This is a genomic window from Streptomyces sp. NPDC057474 (genome assembly GCF_042802555.1).
Lineage (GTDB): Bacteria > Actinomycetota > Actinomycetes > Streptomycetales > Streptomycetaceae > Streptomyces.
Genome location: NZ_JBHVDX010000005.1, coordinates 68,524 through 86,915, shown reverse-complemented (window position 1 = coordinate 86,915; position 18,392 = coordinate 68,524). Strand labels below are relative to the sequence as shown.

Below are 18,392 nucleotides of genomic sequence, written 5' to 3'. Positions count from 1 at the left end.
GTCTGCCTGGTCTTCACAGAGCCAGACCGACGGCCTGGGAGCCCGTCGTGTCCGGACCGAACGTCAGTTCCCTCGCCGTCTGCTCCCGCATCGCCGCCCGCACGGCGTTCTCCTGCCCCTTGCGGACGGCCACGAGCAGAAAGCCGCCCCCGCCCGCCCCCAGCAGCTTTCCGCCCTCCGCTCCTGCGGCGCGGGCTGTGCGGTAGAGCACGTCTATCCGGGGGTTGGTGATGCCGTGGCTCATCCGCACCTTGTTGGTCCAGTGCTCATGAAGAATCGGGCCGATGTCGTCCAGTCGCCCGTGCCGTACGGCTTCGAGCATGTTCGTGGCGAGGGCGCGCATGGCGTCCAGCGACGCCAGGACACCGCTGTCCCCGCGGGCGGTCCGGTTCGCCTGGTCCTCCAGTACAGTGCCCGCATCCCGCGACAACCCGGTGTAGAAGAGCAGCAGCCTCTCGTTGACGTATTCGACGCACTCCCGCGACAAGGGCAGCTCTTCGGGACGAACGCTGAGGTCACGCCCTATGTACAGCGCGCGCAGGCCTCCGTAACTGGCCATGTAGTGGTCATGTTTACCCACGGGACGACCGAGGTCCGTCATCTCCACGGCGGCCGCGTCTTCGGCGAGGGCAGTGCGGTCGACGTGGGGGAGACCGTCCGGCTGGGGCCCGCCGCCGGCACGCGCATGGCGCAGAGCGTGCAACAGGGAGACCGTGAAGGCCCCCGATCCACCGAGGCCGGTGCCAGAGGGCGCGTCCGAGAACGACGCGACCTGGAGCGGACCGGTGACCCCGGCGCGGCGGAAGACCTCGCGCGCGTAAGGGTTCCCCAACTGCGCGGCACCGAGCACCTGTTCCGTTCCCTCCCAGCTCGCCCGCACGCCACCGGAGAACTCGCGCGGGAAGACGGAGACGCCCACGTGACGGTCGATGGCCAGGCTGATCACTAGGCCTCCGTGGTCACGGGCGTAACTCGGCAGATCGGTGCCGCCACCGGCCAGGGACACGCGCAGCGGCGCACGTGCCATGACGGCCATGGGAGCGAGTGGACAGGACGCCGACTGCTCTTGCCCGGACCTCGCCGTTCGAGCCGTGCCGGTGGGTGTCGGGTTGTCGAGTGCCGCGGTCATTGAAAGCTCCCAGCTCCCTTCAGCGTACTTCTGGCGGTGCTCCCGAGAGCTGGCCGTCGCCCGGCCGGGCGGAAGCTCACAGCCCTCATGGCACCGCCTCGACGCGAGGTGACTCCGCGTCACGCATCCAGTCGACGACCGTCGCCACGCCCTCGTCCAACGCGACGCGTGCCCGCCAGCCCAGCTCCCGTCCGGCGCGGTCGACGCGCAGCGCGACATGGCGGACCTCGCCGGGCAGGGCCGGGCCGAACTCCGGCCGGTCGTCCCTGCCGACGGCCTTGGCCACGGATGCGTGTACGTCGAGCACGGAGGTCGGTGTGCCGGTGCCGATGTTGATCAGACCGTGCCCGGTGCGCAAGGCGTTCGTCACGGCCCCGACCACATCGCTCACGTGGACGAAGTCTCGGGTGGTCAGCCCGTCGCCGTTGACCACGCAGGGCAGGCCGTCCAGCATGCGCCCGGCGAAGATGGCGACGACACCGGCTTCGCCGTACGGGTCCTGCCGCGGACCGTAGATGTTGCCAAGGGCGAGCGCTGCGTACTCGAGGCCGTACTGCTCGCGGTAGAGCCTCAGATAGTCCACGGACACCGACTTGGTGAGACCGTAGAAGGACTGGGGCACCCGGGGATCCGACTCGTCGCGTGGTGCCGCGGCCGGCCCCGGGGCGCCGTAGACGGTGCCTCCGCTGGATGCGAAGACGACCTTGCGACAGCCCGAGCGGCGCGCTGCCTCCAGGAGGTTGAGCAGGCCCAGGACGTTGACCGAGGCGTCGAGTTCCGGATCCCGCATGGATACCTTGACGCTCATCTGCGCGGCGAAATGGACCAGTACCTTGGGGGCGAACTGCTCGACGGCGGCGGCTGCTTCCGGGCTGCGGATGTCTGCCTCGACCACCCGCAGATTCGGATGCAGGGCCGTGGCACGCGCCAGGTTCTCCCTCCGTCCGGTGGAGAAGTCATCGATGACGACGAGCTCGTGCTGTTCGTGGCACAACGCGTCGACCACATGGGATCCGATGAACCCGGCCCCTCCGGTGACTATGACCTTCACTGGGCTCATACCTCCAAGTCGGACACGGGCGGCAGATGTACGGAGTTCGAGGGTTCGGGGTGGGCACGTGCACCGTCGCTGACGGCGAGCTGGACCGCGGCCGCGAGATCGTCCTCGATCCGCACCCCGGTCAGGGCCCGATCGGCCCGGACGTCGGGTTCGTGGCGGGCACCGCGACCGGTGCGTACAAGTACGCCTCTGACCCGCGCCCCGACCGCGGCCCCCATGTCTTCCCTGCTGTCGCCCACCAGCCACGCGCGGTGGGTGGGTGCCCCGAACCGCTTCAGCGCGGCCAGTGCCAGGCCGGGGCGGGGCTTGCGGCAGACGCAGTCGTCGGCGGGGGCGTGCGGGCACAGATAGCTGGCCGTGACGGGCGCCCCACCGGCCTGAAGAGCATCGGTGACATGGCGGTGGATCCGCAGGCATTCCTCCGCGTCGAGCAGGCCCCGTCCCACGGGCGACTGGTTGGAGACGAGCACCACGGCAAGGCCGGCCTCGTGAGCTCGGCGCAGGGCGGACGTGGCTCCGGGCAGGAACTCGACATCCTCCGTGCTCAGTACGTAGTCATCCCGATTACGGATGATTGTGCCGTCACGGTCGCACAGCAGCAGTCCCCGCGGCCCCCGGTTCAGGTTCAGATGGACAGGACCTGATACGACGAGTGGTCCGGGTTCTCTGGGCACTCGGCTGCCAACTCCCCTCATGTGGCCTGCCATGGTGTTCTCCTTCGATCGCCGTGGCCGTCGCTGGGCCGTCGCCGGTTCGGGCAAGGCCACGTGAGGGCGGGGACGAGGGCATCAGAAGTGCCGAGCAGCGCGCTGCGGCGGGGCGGGCGCCGCGGCGGTTCTCACAGGACGCGATAGTGATCCACCGCTGTAGCGGGGTCTTCCACGACCTGACGGATGCGCGCCAGGTCACCCTGGGCCAGCAACGTCATGAGGTGCCGGTCCGTTTCCGGCAAGGTGTCGAGAGCACTGTCGGGAAGCCTCGTGACGAAGGAGCGAGCGAGCGACAGTGCCTCGCCCAGGGTGGCGTCGTCGTGCAGATGCAGCGCGCGGAGGGCTTGCCGCACATCACCGCAGCACATGGCCTCCGCGTACGGAGGGATGAGTTCCGGGGCGAGCTCCGCGATGACTTCGAAAGTGTCGACGACCATCCGCATACAGGCAGCGATGTTGTCCGGTTCATCGCGCCGCTGCGTCCCCGACGGCGGGCCCTGTTCGCGGATTCGCCAAAAGTAGACGATTTCTGACAGTACGTCGACTGCTGACGCGGTGATGTGCGCTCGTACCATGACGGGCGCGTCCTCGTACGCTGGCAACTCGAAGACGAATTCCCCCGCGTCCCAGAACGAGCGGCGGAACACCTTGTTCCACACCATGCGGTCCCGTACCAGCGAGGTGTCGCGACGGATGTGCGTGCGGCGCCGGTCATGGGCGAACGTGTCCTGGTATCCGGGATGCGGTCGTACGCCGGCGCTGTGCAGCCGTCGTACGTCTCCGGAGGCGATGTCGGACCCCGTGGCTTCGAGGGACTCGACGAGCGAGGCGTACCCGGTGGTCGACACGACGTCGTCACTGTCGCAGAAAGCGAGATACCGCCCTCGTGCCGCACGCACACCGACGTTGCGGGCGGCACTCAGTCCGGTGTTCGGTTGCCCGAGCACGCGGATACGGGAGTCCTGGCGGGCCCACTGTTCGGCGATGGCGCGGCTTTCATCCGTGGACCCGTCGTCGATGACGACGATCTCCACGTCGGTGACCTTCTGATTCGTCAGCGACTCAAGGCAGGAGGAGATGTAGGGCTCGACGTTGAACATCGGCACGACGACGCTCAATACCGGTGACATGGCGGGCATACCTTTCGACTTTGGATTACTCCCTGACGAGATCAGCGCGCCCGCTCGGCAAGGAGACCGACTCCGGGAACTCACCGCCGCCGCGGGGCGCGGCCGACACCGACGAGTCGTAGCGGTGGGGTCGTCCGCCCTGGAGGATGCGGACAATCGCGTGGTTCAGGGCCAGGTGCAGATCCTCGGCGAGACCGTAGTCCCCGGCGCCCGCCTCCACAATCACGTCGCAGTGCTGGGCGACCGCGCCCGCATTGCCGAGCAGCGCCGCCACGGTCAGTCCGCGCTCATGGGCAGCCTTGGCGGCCTCCAGCAGATTCGGGGAGTCGCCGCTGACACTGAGCAGGATCAGCAGGTCGCCCTTCATTCCGATGGTCCTGATCTGCTCGGCGAACACCTGGCTGAAGTCGATGTCGTTGGCCAGCGCCGTGACATAAGCGGAGTTGCTGGAAAGACACGTTGCTCGCGCGACGCGATACCCCGCGCGTAGGCCACCGGCCGACCAGTCGCACGCCATGTGGTCGGCGGTGGTCGCACTGCCGCCGTTACCGGCGATGAGAACGGACCGGCCGACGGACATCGTCCTGATGACGCAAGCCGCCACCTCCCCGACCGCATCGCTGTCGACGCGCAGCGCACCGTCGGCGAGGTCACGCAAATACTGGGAGACGATCGACGCGTAGCCGGAATACGGCACCGCCGACGCAGCGGGCAAGGAGGGCTCAGGAATCACGACGTCTTCCTCTGCATACAGGGCGGTCGTTGTCATGTGGTGAAGGCGTGCGCGTGCATGAGGGGTCGACAGAGGGAGCCGGTCGGGAGCGGGTCCGGCCGGTTGCGGTGGCCTTTGTGTCGGCCGGTTGCGGCGGATACCGTTCTCCACCCGGATTTCCACCCGAATGTTCAAGTACCGCGACTACCGGTTCTCCACGAAGGGCGGTTACCCGACAATTGCGCGCGTCCCCGGCGCTGCCGGAGTGACTGATGTGCCACGCCGACGCGTCGGGGTGATGTGGGTGTGAGGAGAGGCGAAAAGGTCAGCCTTCCCTTCCATTGTTTCTGGGCATTTCGATGAAGACGGAGAGTCTTTGTTGATGTTGTCGGGATGCCGGGGGCGAGCGTAACTCACGGGATCAGTACGGGCCAGCCATACGGGTGACCTCGATGCGTGGGCGACATCGAGGCATGCCGGGGCCGAGCCGGACACCATGCACTTCCGCCCCCCACCGCCCGCCGGGCCACGGCGTTCACCCCCTGCCGACATCGACTTACGGTCCAAAAGGGGTAAATCGGGGGCGCGGTCCTCTAGTGTGTGGCGCCCGATCAAAAGAACCGGCGACTCGCGAGAACGGACGTCTGGATGAGCGCTGTATCCCCGTACAAGAGGATCAAGTATTCAGGCCGACGTGCCGGAAAAATTCCCCTGACCTGGTCGCAGCGATGGCTCTGGCGGGCCGTTGCCGCACAGGCTCCCAATTACGCGCACCTCAATCTGGCCGCCGGTGTCGAAGTCCCCGCCGGCTGTGATCTGGAGGATGTGATGGCGGTCCTGTCCTTCATCCTTGAACGGCACGAGACGCTCCGCAGCAGATTCTGCGTGGACGAGCACGGGGAACCCGTCCAGATTCTTTCCGCGGCGGGGGAGTTGTCCATGGCGATATGCGAGGCCGGACCATCCGAGACGGCCAGCATGGCTCGACAGCTTGAAGCCGATCTGACCCGTATGCCGTTCACCATTCCTGAACCGGCCGTTCGGGTCGCCGTGGTCACGGAGAACGGAAAACCGAAGTGGGTGATTCTTGGCGTCTTCGAAATGGCGCTGGACTTCTTCGGGTTGCAGCGTGTGCGGGGCGAGCTGGAACTGCTGCTTCGCTCGCGCTCGGAGGGTGAGTCCCAGTCCGTGCTGGCGGAGGTTTCGCATCCGCTCGACAGGGTGAAGTACGAGCAGAGCCCAGAGGGGCTGACGTACTCGGAGAAAGCCGTGATGCGCTGGCGTCGCGAGGTCGAGCGGTTCCCCAGGACTGCCCTCCCACCTCGCCGCACACCGGAAACGCTCCGTTTCCAGGAATGCACCATGCGCTCGAAAGCGGCCGCCGTTGCGGTGTCGACGCTGTCGCGCGCGCACAAGGTGAGCCCGGGGGCGGTTGTTCTTGCCCATGCCTGTACTCTCCTGGGAAACGTCAGTGAGAATTCCCGGATCGGCTTCCTGCTCTTCTCGCACAACCGCTTCAGCGACGACGCCGTTCATCATTCCGGGCGCTTGGCGCAGAGCGTGCCGGTCTCTGTGGAGCTCGGTGGGGTCAAACCTGGTGATCTCGCAAGGGCGGCCCACCGGGCCGCGGTTCGCTCCGCCATGCTGTGTGAATGCGATCCGGATGCCGTCACGGAGATGTTGCGCGACTTCGCCGACCGGAATGGCTTCGAGGTCGATATCTCCTGCGCCTTCAATTTTCCCTTTTCCGAGAACGAAGACTCGGTGTGGCAGGCCGGAAAACCGCAGGATGCCCGTTCGGTCGACGCGCGGGAGTATCTGTCCGAAACGACATTGAGTCCGCTGAGGCAGTTCGAATCGGAGGACATGAGATTCTACCTCACGGCGTTCGACGTGTTCGATGAGATTTCCGTTTCGCTGCGGGTGGACACCGAGGTTCTCTCGTCCGACGAGATCGTCGGGTTCCTGCGCTCGCTGGAGAGTGCACTGATCGACTCGTACCTGAACCCGAATGCCTGATCCGGTCGATCGTCCATGACCGGTCCGGCGTCGGTGTGATCTGCCGTGCCCCTCCACCGCATACGCCGCGCCGGACAGTTCGGCGCGCGCCAGAGCGTTCACCACCCGCTCCCGCACCTGTTCAACTGAGTGAAACGGACAGTTGAACAGGTGTGCGGCCACGCCCATTGCGGCCGCGCGGAGCCGGCGCCTGGGCCGAAGCAGCCCGCCGCGACCTGCGCGACAGCGTCCCCCGCGACCTGCGCGAGAGTGTCCCGCCCTCCCTCGACCAGCAGCCAGGCAGTGGGAGGAAGGTGTTTCGGGCCGGACGATGTTCATCTCGGGCACGGTCTGGTTGAACGCTGAATTCATGCTCTAGAGTCGATCACCGCAAGGCCGCTCGGTGCAGCATTCAGGTGGACCTTTGACCGGGTCCGGCTGCACATCGAGCCTTTGTGAGCCGTCTTTTCGTCGAGGGTATGAGCAGCGTCTGCACTACTCCGGCGCCGCCCGCTTCTGCGGCTGCCTTCGCGATTCCCAGAAAATGGTCGGCCCATTGCCGAGGCCGGCCCCCATTGAACGGCCGTGGACATCAGTCACGGCTGGCAGTTCCCGCTAGCTGCGAAGGAGGTGACGAGACATGACCGCCGAGGACTTCCTGGCATCGCGCGAATCGGGCGAGGCCGCGACGAAGTGGTAGTCGCTGCCCGCAGGTAGGTGAGTGCCGGGTGAACCTCTGTGTTCACCCGGCACTTGTCGAGCAGACCGTGACAATAAATAGGTGAGGCAATGCTGCACGAGCTTGCGGATGGAGCACTCCTGAGGTCCCTCGACGGCCAGGAGTATCGCGACAGGATTTCGGAGATCGAGAAGACGCTGACCAGTGCGGCGACCTCGGATCTGGCCGTTCGAGAATTGCGCGAGTGGGCCGTGGGGCATTCTGACTGGAATGTTCGACGACTGGCTGTGCAGACCCTGGCCGACCGCTTCCTCGACGACCCGGGGGCCCGCGAGTCGATCAGTGAGGCGATCCACGACGACGTCGACTGGGTTGCCTTCACCGCCATCAAAGTCGCAGGTCAGCACCGCATCGCCGAAGCGGTGCCGCATATGATCCGGGTCTCCGGGTGGCCCAGCAACTTCACCCGGCCGGCCTATGCGCGCAAGCCTGTCGGCTGCGGTGCCGCCTTCACCAAGAACGCGCTGATCAATTTCTTCCAGTCGACCGACCACGAAGAGTTGCGCAGACTGGAGAACGATCACTTCGCCGACCTCCATGCCAAGGTGGCGACGGCGAAGCGAGAACCCGATCTGAGCGATGCTGTCCTCATCCCGGCCGGGCCGTTCATCGCGGGCGCCCGGGTGCAGGAGATCGGCCCGTTCCAGATGGACAACACCGACAACCCGCTGCGGGCCGAGGAGTTGCCGGGCTACTACATCGACCGGACCACGGTGACGAACCGCCGCTACGCCGAGTTCCTCGCCGATGTGGGAAGCCGCCGTGAGTTCTCCCACCCGGACGAGCCGGAAGGCAAGGACTACACCCCGGCCCACTGGCACGACCCGCGCTTCAACGATCCCGACAACCCGGTGGTCGGAGTCGACTGGTACGACGCCTACGCCTTCGCCCGGTGGGCCGGCGGACGGCTGCCCTCGGAGAACGAGTGGGAGAAGGCGGCGCGCGGCACGGACGGGCGCGTCTATCCCTGGGGCGACACCTGGGACAAGGCAAAGGCGCGCAGCGTCTTCACCGCGTACGGCAAGGACGACATCAAGGATCTGGCGGAGCTTGAGGAGCTGCTGGTCTCCACGACAGTGAGCTGGCCGGAGAACCCGGTGGCCCCCGCCGATTCCTACCCGGAGGGTGCCAGTCCGTACGGTCTGCTGAACATGGCGGGGAACGTCTGGGAGCTGACCCGGACGAACTTCTTCAGCCGGGAGGACATGGCTCCCTTCTTCCGCGGCCGGTCCCATCGGGAGTTCATGAACCGCCCAGAGGCCTTCCACGTGCTACGTGGCGGTACCTGGACCTCGCCCCCCGTGTGCCTGTCCACCTACTACCGCGGCAAGGACCTGCTGACGGACCGTCACAACGAGGTGGGTTTCCGCTGTGTCTACGACGTCCCCGCCACGTGACGCAAGGAGTGTCATGCCTACTTCCACACCGCTCGTCGCCGCCCCGGACGTGGCGCTCACCCCAGCTCAGGAGCAGGTGCGCCTGTCCCTGGTGGAGGCGATCCGCCTCCTCGCGGTCCTCGGCTACAGCGAAGGCATCGCCGGACATGTGAGCGTCAGGGACCCGGAGGACGACAACGCCTACTGGGTCAACCCGTTCGGTCTGGACTTCCACCATGTGACCCCCGACGACCTGCTGCTCGTCGGCGCCGAAGGGGCCGTGCTGCGCGGCACCGGCGACCTGAACCCCTCGGTGGACCCGCTCCACGGCGAACTGCACCGCAGCCGCCCGGATCTGGCCGCCTTCGCGCACACGCACTCCATGTACGGCAAGACCTGGTCCTCCCTCGGCCGTCGGCTCGACCCCATCACCCAGGACGCCTGCGTGCTGTACCAGCGGCACGGCATCTACGGGCAGTTCCTGGGTCTCGTCAACGCCCGCCAGGAAGGCAGGGAAGTCGTCAAGGCGATGGGCGACGGCACCGCAGTCATCATGCAGAACCACGGTTTCCTCACGGGTGGCCGCAGCATCGGCGAAGCGTTGTGGCTCTTCGTCGTCATGGAACGCGCCGCCCAGTCCCAGCTCATGGCCGAGGCATCGGCGTCCGCACCGCTGCTGATCCCGCACGAGGTCGCTGTGGAGACGGGCATCGCCCTGGCCAAGCTGGAGTTCGCGGACAAGCAGTACCGGAATCTGTACGAGACTACGTGCCGACGGCACTGACGGCGTCCGATCGCGAGAGGGAGTCAACAGGATGAAGCTGGGCATCAACTTCCTGCCCACGGTGGGGCCGGCGGAGATGACGGCCGACCGGTTCTACGACGAGTGTCTGGAGTTGGGTGCGCAGGCGGACGAACTCGGGTTCAGTCACGTCAAGATGGTCGAGCACCACTTTCACGAGTGGGGCGGCTACAGTCCCGACCCCGTCGCCCTCCTGTCGGCGATGGCCCGGACCACACGCCATGTGCGGCTGGTGACCGGGGCGGTGACTCCGGCGTTCACCCATCCGATCAAGCTGGCCTCGTCCCTGCTCGTACTGGACAATCTCTCGCACGGTCGGCTGGACGCCGGTTTCGGACGCGCTTTCCTGCCGTCGGAGTTTGCCGCGTTCGGCGTGGACATGGACGACAGCCGGGCGCTCCTAGAGGAGAACGTCGAAGCGATCCAACGCCTGTGGACGGACTCCCATTTCCGCTGGGAGGGCCGCTTCCACCGCTTCGGGCCGCTTCCCCCGATCCTGCCCAGGCCGGTCGAGCGGCCCGGTCCGCCCGTCTTCATCGCGGCCACGACATCCCCCGAGACCTTCACTTGGGCCGGACGCCACGGCCACAACCTCATGATCATCCCAGTGGTGGCGAGCCACGAGAAGCTGACCGGTCTGCTGGAGACCTACCGGCGGGCCAGGACCGAGCACGGCCACTCCCGGAGCCACCGGCTGCACGTCAGCTACCACGCCTATGTGGCGGAGAGCCACGCCGAGGCCGTCGAACGAGCCGAGGAGCACTACGCCGCGTACCGCGACAAGCAGGTCGAGGCGTACAGCAGTTGGCGGGGCACCGCCTCCGCGCAGTACCCGGGGTATGAGCGCATGGAGGCGTCCGCCCGCGGCACCACCCTCGCTGACCTGATGGCGAAGGACAACGTCGTGGTGGGCGGGGTGAGCGAGGTAGGAGCCACGCTGCGCCGGATCCACGACCTGTACCCGGGGGCCGAGATCAGCCTCCACTGCCGGTACGGATCGATCACCCACGAGGAGGCGCTGCGCACCGTACGGCTGCTGGGTGAGAAGGTCCTGCCCGATCTGGCTCCGCTCGGCCCCGAAGAAGCCGGCCAGGACTGATCACGACGACAGGCGGTCCCAGAGACAATGACCCACAGTCCGGTGACGTCACCTCAGCCGGCCACCACGCACGGCCGCGTCGAACTCATGGCGCGCACCCATCCGCGTGCCACTGCCCTGATCAGCGGGGAGACGTCGCTCAGTTACGCCGAACTCGACGCACAGGCCACCGACCTGGCCCGGATCCTGTCCGAGAGGGGCGCCGGTCCGGGCGTCCCGCTGGCGGTGCGCATGCCACGCTGCGTCGACCAGGTCGTGGCGACCCTCGCTGTCTGGAAGTGCGGCGGCACCTGCGTGCCCGTCGACCCGCTGCTCCCCGCACAGCGCGTCGCACGGCTGCTGGCCCTGTCCGGGGCGCGCCTGTCGATCGGCCCCGGCCGGGTCATCACCCAGGAGGAGGCGGCGGCTGGCCGCGTCCACCGCTGGTTCGCCGACGCCCCCGAGGCGGAACGGATCGCCTACATCTTTTTCACCTCCGGCTCCAGCGGTGAACCCAAAGCCGTCGGCATCCCGCACTCCGGCATCGTCAACGAAGCGGTGTGGACGGCCCGGACCTACGGCTTCGCCCCCGGTGACACGGTGGGCAGCTGGCTGTCGTCGCCCGGATTCGCCATCACCCGCTGGGAGCTGTGGTCGCCTCTCACGGCCGGGGCGGCGGTCGCCGTCGCCGATGAGGGCGTCGAATGGGACGCCGAGGCGGTCCGGACCTGGCTCCTTCGGGCAGGCGTGACCTGGAGCGTCGCGGTGACCCGCCTCGGTGAGCGGCTGATGGCACTGCCCTGGCCCGCCGACACCGCCCTGCGGGTGCTGATCACCGGTGGCGAGCAACTGCGGGTCTGGCCCGACGAACTGCCCTTCCAGGTGGTCAACTCCTATGGCATCACCGAGACTTCGGGAGTCCGCCTGGTGGTCCCCCTGACTGCGCGCGGGCCCGCGGACGAACTCCCCCCGATCGGCGAGGTGATCGACGGCACGCGTGCCTACGTCCTCGACGACGCTCGGCGCCCCGTGGCGGACGGCGAGACGGGTGAGCTGTACATCGGCGGCATCGGGCTCGCCCGGGGCTATCTGGGGCGCCCGGGACTCACCGCGGAGAAGTTCCTGCCGGACCCGTTCGAGGGCGCCGGCTGCCGGATGTACCGCACCGGCGACCTCGTACGCCGTGGCGCGGACGGCCTGATCCGGTACGTCGGACGGGACGACGGCGAGTCGAAGACACGCGGCGTCCGCCTCAATCCCGCCGAGGTGGAGTCGGCGATGCTGGAACACCCCGCGATCGAGGCGGCCGCGGTGAGCGTGCGGGCCGACGCGGTCACCGGGTATGTGGTCTTCGGCGCCAGCACCGCCCCCCTCGCGCACGAGCTGCGGGCGTTCCTGGCCGAGCGGCTGCATCCGACGGCCGTGCCCACGTCCTTCGTCCCCCTCGCCAGCCTGCCGAGGCTGCTGAGCGGCAAGACGGACCGCGCGGCACTGGCCGAACCCTCGCCGGACAACGTCCTCGCCGACGCCTACACACCGCCGTCTGGCGCCGGCGAAACGGCCGTGGCCGAGGCGTTCGGTACTCTGCTGGGCCTGGGACGGGTGGGCCGCGACGACGACTTCTTCGCCTTGGGCGGTGATTCGCTCGGCGTGTTACGGCTCAGCACCGAACTCACCGGACGATACGCCGTGGAGGTGCCGGCCACCGTGTTGTTCGAGGAGCGCACCCCCCGCCGTATCGCCGCCGCCCTCCGGCTGCCCGGCGCCGGCCACCCGGCCCCGCCGCACCCGCCGTCACCACCCGGACCGGCGCCGGACGCCACCGCCGCCCCGGACTGGCTCGACACGCTCAGCGACGACGAGGTCGAGGACCTGCTAGCGGTCCTCGACCGGACGGAGGGCCCATGACAACGGGGAACACCGCACCGCCGGGTGCGCGTCGACGGGAACTCGCCCGGCGCACGAACGGCGCGCCCGCCCACGACGCGTCGCTGATCCTGCCGCTCAGCACCGCACAGCGCGGGCTGTGGCTGCGCGAACAGTTGGTCGCCGGCAGCCCCTCGTACATCGAGACCGTGGCGATCGACCTCGCCGGCCCGTCGGACACCAAGGCCCTGCACGCCGCGCTCGACACCGTGGTCCAGGCCCAGGACTCCCTGCGGACCGCTTTCGTCGTAGGTCGGTCCGGGCCGGTGCAAGTCGTGCGGCCGTCGTCCGCCGTCCACGTGCCGCTGGACGAGGTACCCCACCCGGGGGACCCGGACACGCTCGACGGACTGCTCGACACGGTGCAGAGCGACGGACTGCTGGAGCCCTTAGACCTGGCGCGGGCACCCCTGCTGCGCGCCCGGCTGTACCGGGCCTCGCCGGAGCGCGCCACGCTCGTCCTCGCCCTGCACCACCTGGTTTGGGACGGCGGGTCGATGCCCGTGCTGGTGGACCAGCTGGCGCGGGCGTACGCCCGCGCCGACGGCCGGGCGGTCGCACCGCGGCCCGCGGACGAGCCCGGACCGTCGTATGCCGATCTCGTGCGGAGGATGCGGGCCCAGCAGGCGAGCCCGGACTTCCGGGCAGCCGCGGACCGCTGGGCGCGCCGGTTCGCGGACGTGTCCGCGGGCGTGTTCCCGTGGTCCGGGCAGGCCGACGGGGTGCCGCCCGCTCGCGGCGCGCGCCGCAGCGGTGTGATCCGGCGCGAGATCCTCCCGCCGCTGTGGCAGCGGCTGCGCGCCCAGGCGGCGGAGGCGGGATGCACGACGTTCATGACCGGGATCGCCTGTCTGACCGCCGCCCTGCGCCCGGGGCCCGCGCCGAGCCCGGTCCTGCTCTCCGCGCCCATGTCCGTACGCCCCCAGGAGGCGGCCCGGCAGATCGGCTACCTGACCAGCACGGTGCCGGTCCTGGTGACCCCGCCCGAGGGCGCGATGCGCCGGGAGTTCCTGGAGGAGGTGCGGCGCAGCTGTGTGGAGTCGTGGACGCACCGGCACGTACCGCTGGAACACATCGTCGCGGCGGCCGGGACCCGCCGGGCCGGGACCTCGCCGTATGAGAGTGTCCTGTTCAACTGCTACAGCTCGCCCGAACCCGTGCAGGACGACACCGGTCTGACCTGGACGGCACACTGGCTGCCCAGCCGCAGCCCGCGCTGCGACCTGATGGTCTCCTGGGACGAGACGGGCGGGAGAATCCTGGCCCGTTTCGAGTACGACGCGGACCGCATCATGCCCGAGGACGCGGACCGCATCGCGGATGCCGTCATACGAGCGGCCGAGGACCTTGCCAGCGGCGCGCAGGTGCGCTACGACGAGCTGCCGCGTGTCACGGTCCGGGCCACGGCCGTCCCGGAGCCCGCTCCCGCCGGTCCGGCCGCCGTGGACGTGCCCGCCCGGATACGCCAGGAGGCCGAGCAGGTCTGGCGCGACATCCTCGCCATCGACACGACCGAGCCCTTGGACGACGAGGACGACTTCTTCGCGCTGGGCGGGCGCTCCCTGGAGGCGGTCCGTATCGCCGCGCGGCTGAGCACCGGCCTCGAACGGCGCGTCACACCCCAGCTGGTTGTCGAGGCCGAGTCCTTCGGTGACTTCCTCACGCTGGTCGCCGCGACAGAGACGGAGAAAGCCCAGTGAAACCCGATCAGCAGCGGGGCGGAGTCGTACCCCTGGCGGCGAGGACGTCGCGCCTGCGGTCCTCCGCGATTGGATCGGTTCTCCGGCTCGCGGAGTCCCCCGGGATCATCGCGCTGGCCGCGGGCAGCCCCGCCAGGGAGCTGTTCCCGAACGCCGCCGTCCAGGAAGTGACGGACCGGCTGCTCAGGGACGATCCGGATGCCTTGCAGTACGGCGACACGGCCGGCCTGGCCCCCCTGCGTGAGTGGATAGCCACCCGCAGTGGCACCCGCCTGGGTACCGACCCCCGGCCGGACCACGTGACCTTGACGCACGGGTCGCAGCAGGCGCTCGACCTGATCTGCAAGACGCTGATCGACCCCGGGGACGTCGTCGTCGTGGACCGGCCGTCGTACCTCGGAGCCCTCCAGGTGTTCCGCCTGTTCGAGGCGGACGTGGCATCGATCCCGCTGGCCGACGACGAGCGACTCGACGCGCTGAGCACCGCGTTGCGCGGCGGGCTGCGGCCGCGGTTCCTGTACGTGGTACCCGACTTCGCGAATCCGACCGGCGCGACCCTCTCTCTGCTTCAGCGGCGCCGTCTGGTCGAACTCGCGGACCGCTACGGCTTCTTCATCGTCGAGGACGACCCCTACGGAGAACTCCGCTACGACCCGTACGACCGCCCTGGGCTCCCCGCACTCGCCTCCCTGTCCGACCGGGTGCTGCGGCTGGAGAGCTTCTCGAAGGTGCTGTTCCCCGCCGCCCGGCTCGGCCATGTGACCGCGCCGGCCGAACTGGCACCGGTCATCGGGATGTTCAAGCAGGCAGCCGATCTGGGCAACTCGGGCTTCATCGAACGTGTCGTCCTGGAACTCGTCACCCGGCCGGGTTTCACCGACGACCTCGTCCAGGCCGCCCGACTGCTCTACGCACAGCGACGGGACGCCCTGGTCGCGGGGCTGCGCCGGTACTTCGGCGACAAGCTCGACTTCGCCGTGCCCGGTGGCGGCTTCTTTGTCTGGGCACGGTTCCCGGACGCGACGAACGCCGACGACCTGCTCACCCGTGCACTCACGCACCGGGTCTCCTACGTGCCCGGCACCGACTTCTACGCCGCCGCACCGGATCGCGCCACGCTGCGGCTGTCGTTCTCCGCGGTCGGCCCGGACCAGCTGACGGAGGCCGCGCACCGCCTGTACCTGACGTGGGCGGAGCGGCAGGACGGAGTGGTCCGGTGAAGCGGGCGTGGAAGATAACCCGACGGGGAAACTCGTTCGGCCCGCTGACCGGCGCGCCCTTCGACGTCCCCGCCTTCCTGGCGCAGCCGCTGGTGGCCCGCCTCGCCACGGACGGCCCGGTCGTACGGCCGGTCTGGTACCTGTGGGAGGACGAATCGTTCTGGGTGTTCACGGGTCCCTGGTCCCGGCTGCCCGACCGTCTGTCCCGCAATCCGGTGTTCGAGCTCGTGGTCGACATCTGTGATCCTGGCACCGGCCTCACCCGGCAGGTGGTCGCATCCGGGCAGGGCCGGACGGTCGCGTTCGACACCGAGAGGGCCCGCCGCAAACTTGTACGGTACCTGGGACCGGACGAGTCACGGTGGGACGCCCGGTTCACCCTCGGCGAGTCCACGGCGGCGAGCGGCGCGCTGTGGGCACGGCTGGTGCCGGACGTGCTGCGGGTCGCCGACCTGTCCTTCACACCTTCAGCGGCCATGACGGGTGGGGTAGTGGCACATGACTGAGAATTCCGTGGTCACCGAGGAGCCGGTCAACCGCTCCTACCGGGAGGTGCTGCGCCATCGGCGACTCGCGGCGCTGCTCGCTGGCGACCTGCTGACGCACATCGGCATGGGCGCGTTGATCGTGGCCCTGCCCATCCAGACGCTGCAGATCCACGGGGCACTCTCCCCGGCCCTCGCGATCGCGATGGTCGAGACCGCGCCGTTCGTCCTGTCCACCGTGCTGGCGTTCGCGCTGGGACTGAGCCGGCTGCGGCTGCCGCCCCGGGCGTTGCTGCTGGCCGACTGCGCGTTGCGGCCCGCCATCTTCATCACGCTGGCCGTGCTCTCCTTCACGGCTGAGCTGACGCTGTCCGTTCTGGTCGGCGGGCTGCTCATCGGATCCCTCTTCCGGCTGGCCGGGTCGAGCAGCCGTCGTCTCCTGGCCACCGGCATGGTGGAGAAGGAGGACCTCTTCGCCGTCAACGGCTTGCTCGGCGTCAACAGCAACTTCGCCCTGTACGTCGTGGGGCCCGTGGTCGGCGGCCTGCTGGCCGGGGTCTGGGGGGCCGGGGCGGTACTGCTCTTCGACGCGCTCGGCTGCCTGGTGCTGCTGGCCGTCGTGGCGCTCTGGGTGCCGGCCCAACTGCCGGAGGAGTCGGAGAGCGGCGCCGGTTCCGTGGCGGGCTGGCAGATCCTGCGCAGCCGGCCGCTGATGGCGAGACTCTTCGTCGTCGTCTTCTTCTTCAACTTCTTCTACATGCCGGTGGAAGTGGCGCTTCCGCTGCTGGTGCGCGGGCCGCTGGACTCGGGCAGCACCGGCCTGGGGCTCATCTGGGGCGCCTTCGGGGCGGGCGCGTTCCTGGGCGGCCTGGCCACCAACTACCTGCGACGGGTTCCCGAACGTGTGCTGCTGGTCGCCATCATCGCGCTGTGGGGGCTCTGCCCGCTGGCCCTGTCCGCCGCGGGGAACCTGCCCGTCGCCATGACGGTGTTCGCGCTGGGCGGGCTGGTGTGGGCGCCGTTCAACCCCGTGGTGTACAGCTTCATCCAGTCCGAACTCCGCCCCGACGAGCAGCAGCCCGTGGTCACCCTCTGGGTGGCGGGCTCCACCCTCGCGGCCCCGCTGGGCCTGGCGGCGGGCGGCCCCATGGTCGACGCCGTCGGCAGCCGCGGCGGCCTCGTCCTGTCCGGCGTACTGACGCTGGCGCTCATTCCACTGGCCGGAGTCGGCCTGCTGGCCGTCCGGGGAAAGAAGGCCGGAAGTGCCGCAGAAGACCGTCACGACCACCTATGACGTCGTGGTCGACGACGAGGATCACCACTCGATCTGGGAGAACGGCAGACCGCTGCCCGACGGGTGGCGCACACAGGGGTTCAGTGGAGCCAGGGAAGACTGCGTGCGCCACATCGACGAGGTATGGACCCAGCTGCGTTCTCCCGAAGATCTCACGCACCTCAGAAAGGGGACACCGCAGTGAAGGCATTCGACAGCGCTCCGGCATGGGACCGCATGGAAGGCTACGACTCGACGCCTTGGGCCGCCGCCGACGATACGGAGGAAGCCTGCGCGTTCCTCACCAAGATCGCCGATGGCGGCCGGGCACTCGAACTGGGCGTGGGGACGGGCCGCGTGGCCCTGCCCCTGGCCAGGTCGGGGATAGCGGTCGCGGCTGTCGAGTCGTCCCCGAAGATGCTGGAGCAACTGCGCGCCAAACCGGGCGGCGACGAACTGGAAGTCGTCCTCGGGGACTTCGCCGATGTGCCCGTCGAGGGCGAATTCAGTCTGGTCTACTGCGTGTTCAACACCTTCTTCCTCCTCCTCACCCAGGACGAACAGCTGCGCTGCTTCAAGAACGTGGCAGCCAAGCTCAAGCCCGGAGGCGCCTTCGTGCTCCAGACCCTGGTGCTGAGCGCCGACCACTACGGCGCCGACGAATGGACCGAGACCATGCACCTCGGTTCGGACGAGGTGGTTCTCCTGGCGAGCGTCCATGACGCGGACGAGCAACGGGTCAACCGGCAGCAGATCGTCCTGAGGGAATCCGGGCCGCGCTTCTTCCCGATGTCCTTCCGTTACGCCTGGCCCTCCGAGCTCGACCTCATGGCGCAGCTGGCCGGCCTGAAGCTGGAAGAGCGCCGGAAGGGGTGGAACGACGACCAGCCCTTCCATTACCCCGGGCACGTCACGGTGTACCGCAAGCACGCATAGGAATGCGAAGGGTGCGCCTCCCCGGAGGATCGACCGATGGTCGGCGGGTCAGGCCGGGCCGACCAGGTCGACATCGAACCGGGAAGGCGCGTCCGTACTCCGAAGAACCGGAATCGCC

Annotated in this window: 16 protein-coding genes; 11 read left to right on the top strand and 5 right to left on the bottom strand. The window is 68.7% G+C overall.

The genetic code is table 11. From position 1 onward, the window contains the following. Nucleotides 1-13: 13 nt before the first annotated feature. From ACFU53_RS02460 to ACFU53_RS02440, 5 genes are all read right to left on the bottom strand, one after another. Nucleotides 14-1,027, bottom strand: a complete 1,014-nt coding sequence (locus ACFU53_RS02460) for a hypothetical protein (protein WP_383985229.1) — start codon at nt 1,025-1,027, stop codon at nt 14-16. 187 nt (nt 1,028-1,214) lie between these two features. Then, nucleotides 1,215-2,189: an NAD-dependent epimerase/dehydratase family protein gene (locus ACFU53_RS02455; protein WP_383985226.1), complete on the bottom strand. Its 975-nt coding sequence runs from the start codon at nt 2,187-2,189 to the stop codon at nt 1,215-1,217. Next, entirely contained in the window at nt 2,186-2,863 is a 678-nt protein-coding gene (locus ACFU53_RS02450; RefSeq protein ID WP_383985223.1) for a D-glycero-alpha-D-manno-heptose-1,7-bisphosphate 7-phosphatase, read from the bottom strand. The genes ACFU53_RS02455 and ACFU53_RS02450 overlap by 4 nt, the downstream gene beginning before the upstream one ends. A gap of 164 nt (nt 2,864-3,027) precedes the next feature. Then, entirely contained in the window at nt 3,028-4,029 is a 1,002-nt protein-coding gene (locus tag ACFU53_RS02445; protein ID WP_383985221.1) for a glycosyltransferase family 2 protein, read from the bottom strand. A 25-nt stretch (nt 4,030-4,054) separates the two neighbouring features. Continuing rightward, on the bottom strand, nt 4,055-4,798 hold the full coding sequence (locus ACFU53_RS02440; protein ID WP_383985218.1) for an SIS domain-containing protein: 744 nt from the start codon (nt 4,796-4,798) through the stop codon (nt 4,055-4,057). Between the two features lie 591 nt (nt 4,799-5,389). Between ACFU53_RS02440 and ACFU53_RS02435 the strand changes: the two genes are divergently transcribed. The 11 genes from ACFU53_RS02435 (at nt 5,390) to ACFU53_RS02385 (ending at nt 18,274) form a co-directional block, all read left to right on the top strand. Continuing rightward, on the top strand, nt 5,390-6,760 hold the full coding sequence (locus ACFU53_RS02435) for a condensation domain-containing protein (protein ID WP_383985215.1): 1,371 nt from the start codon (nt 5,390-5,392) through the stop codon (nt 6,758-6,760). A 768-nt stretch (nt 6,761-7,528) separates the two neighbouring features. After that, the gene (locus tag ACFU53_RS02430; RefSeq protein WP_383985212.1) at nt 7,529-8,875 is read left to right on the top strand and encodes an SUMF1/EgtB/PvdO family nonheme iron enzyme; all 1,347 of its coding nucleotides are present in this window, start codon (nt 7,529-7,531) and stop codon (nt 8,873-8,875) included. A gap of 13 nt (nt 8,876-8,888) precedes the next feature. Further along, nucleotides 8,889-9,638, top strand: coding sequence for a class II aldolase/adducin family protein (locus tag ACFU53_RS02425; RefSeq protein WP_383985209.1), 750 nt, complete (start codon nt 8,889-8,891; stop codon nt 9,636-9,638). A 31-nt stretch (nt 9,639-9,669) separates the two neighbouring features. Then, nucleotides 9,670-10,755 carry an LLM class flavin-dependent oxidoreductase gene (locus ACFU53_RS02420; RefSeq protein WP_383985206.1) on the top strand — a complete coding sequence of 362 codons (1,086 nt, stop codon included), beginning with the start codon at nt 9,670-9,672 and terminating at the stop codon, nt 10,753-10,755. Nucleotides 10,756-10,797: 42 nt separating this feature from the next. Continuing rightward, nucleotides 10,798-12,642, top strand: a complete 1,845-nt coding sequence (locus tag ACFU53_RS02415) for a non-ribosomal peptide synthetase (RefSeq protein ID WP_383985203.1) — start codon at nt 10,798-10,800, stop codon at nt 12,640-12,642. Beyond that, nucleotides 12,639-14,360 carry a condensation domain-containing protein gene (locus ACFU53_RS02410; RefSeq protein ID WP_383985200.1) on the top strand — a complete coding sequence of 574 codons (1,722 nt, stop codon included), beginning with the start codon at nt 12,639-12,641 and terminating at the stop codon, nt 14,358-14,360. Before ACFU53_RS02415 ends, ACFU53_RS02410 begins: the two co-directional genes overlap by 4 nt. Continuing rightward, on the top strand, nt 14,357-15,580 hold the full coding sequence (locus tag ACFU53_RS02405) for a PLP-dependent aminotransferase family protein (protein ID WP_383985198.1): 1,224 nt from the start codon (nt 14,357-14,359) through the stop codon (nt 15,578-15,580). The genes ACFU53_RS02410 and ACFU53_RS02405 overlap by 4 nt, the downstream gene beginning before the upstream one ends. Further along, a complete protein-coding gene (locus ACFU53_RS02400; RefSeq protein WP_383985195.1) occupies nt 15,577-16,086 on the top strand; it encodes a pyridoxamine 5'-phosphate oxidase family protein in 510 nt (169 codons plus the stop codon). Before ACFU53_RS02405 ends, ACFU53_RS02400 begins: the two co-directional genes overlap by 4 nt. Then, entirely contained in the window at nt 16,079-17,359 is a 1,281-nt protein-coding gene (locus ACFU53_RS02395; RefSeq protein ID WP_383985192.1) for an MFS transporter, read from the top strand. The genes ACFU53_RS02400 and ACFU53_RS02395 overlap by 8 nt, the downstream gene beginning before the upstream one ends. After that, nucleotides 17,328-17,543 (top strand): MbtH family NRPS accessory protein, encoded by a 216-nt coding sequence (locus ACFU53_RS02390; protein WP_383985190.1) that lies wholly within the window; start codon nt 17,328-17,330, stop codon nt 17,541-17,543. Before ACFU53_RS02395 ends, ACFU53_RS02390 begins: the two co-directional genes overlap by 32 nt. Next, on the top strand, nt 17,540-18,274 hold the full coding sequence (locus tag ACFU53_RS02385) for a class I SAM-dependent methyltransferase (RefSeq protein ID WP_383985187.1): 735 nt from the start codon (nt 17,540-17,542) through the stop codon (nt 18,272-18,274). Before ACFU53_RS02390 ends, ACFU53_RS02385 begins: the two co-directional genes overlap by 4 nt. Nucleotides 18,275-18,392: the final 118 nt, after the last annotated feature.